We start from the raw sequence: 1,421 nt of genomic DNA on the forward strand, positions 1-1,421 counted from the left end.
AGGGTAAACAGTTTAGCGGTTCTTTAACGAGCGGTAGAACGTTTGCAACAGGGTATAAAGGTGTTGTTTTTGATCCGTAGATTCAGGTTGTTTATCAGCATCTTCAGTTTAATCAGGCGCGCGATATTGATTTAGGAAAATTTCATGCAATAATTCAGAATGCTCATTCATCATTTTACATATTGAATAAAAACTGAATATTATAAATTTCTTTCATTTCAAACCTGTTTATATTTAATCAATTAACCCCTTGTCTATCACAAACGAAGCTGGCATGCAAAGAAGGACTTTTGAAAAAAGGTGAATTGCTTCTTATGAATATTCTCAAGTGCTAAAATCTGCGCAAATATTGAATGCTGAAAAAAGAATGATGATATCCGCGCATGACCGCAATGAAAATAATATCCTGTATCTTATCGAAATTTCTCTGCCACCTATCATTTACAAAACAACAACCATAACAACACGATAAAGCATACTTTACTTTTATTATAATTTGACCTCAAACTCCCTCTGTTTATTCTAAAAACAAGTATTTATCCAAAATTCTTAAGTAAACATCCTAAAAAAGGAAACAAATAATATGCGTATGAAATGATATAAACGTAAATAAAGTTCTAAAACAAAATTCAAAAAAATGCATAAAACTCATAAAGACTAAACTTATGATCTATAAAAATGAATAAAGAAATGGACAAAAACAACCACCTATATCGTCTCTTTTGAAAGATTATGCCGAAAGCATTCAGCATTCAAACTTTTCACATTCACAATGAAATCTGTCCTCATATCTTAACATCAAAAATTTTAGAAAAATTTCTCATCGCATAAAAGAAAGCATCTATTGTAATCTTTTATATCAAAAAAATAACCATATTGATGAAGCAAAATAAATTTTAATACATTAAAAAGCAGAAAATCTTCTGCCTTTTAACTAAAAACACATATTGCAGCTCTTCAAAAAAGGTGGCGCAATCCAGCAGAGAAACTCGTTCCAGAAAAACCAATTTTCTTAAATCTATGCTGATAAGTGACATCTCCACGAAGAGAAAGTTTTGATGAGAGACGGGCATTAAACCCAACCCCTGCTTCCAAAGAAGAACCAAAGGAACCTAACTGAAAATCGTTTTTAAAAGAAACGAATTGCTTATCTTCAAAACTATGCAAATAAGAAAGCTTACTATAAAAAGAAACTTCACGTCCCTCTTCAGAAGCATTAAGCGTCTTGCTTAAACGCCCACCAACACGCCCCACCCATTGATGAAATTTTCCTAAATCAACATCAAGATTATCAACATCAAACGCCTGATGAAACTGAAGATGCTGATAAACAACCTGAATCTGCGGATCAAAAACAACACCTTTATACCCTGTTGCAAACGTTCTACCGCTCGTTAAAGAACCGCTAAACTGTTTACCCT

The 1,421-nt window shown here is 32.6% G+C and carries 1 protein-coding gene; it reads right to left on the bottom strand.

Annotation, left to right across the window (positions count from 1 at the left end):
* Nucleotides 1-957: 957 nt before the first annotated feature.
* Nucleotides 958-1,421: autotransporter outer membrane beta-barrel domain-containing protein (locus ACFIQE_RS10360; RefSeq protein WP_375703021.1), on the bottom strand; the 464-nt coding region annotated here is incomplete at its 5' end.

It is taken from the genome of Bartonella sp. AA1HLJMS, assembly GCF_042197445.1.
GTDB lineage: Bacteria > Pseudomonadota > Alphaproteobacteria > Rhizobiales > Rhizobiaceae > Bartonella.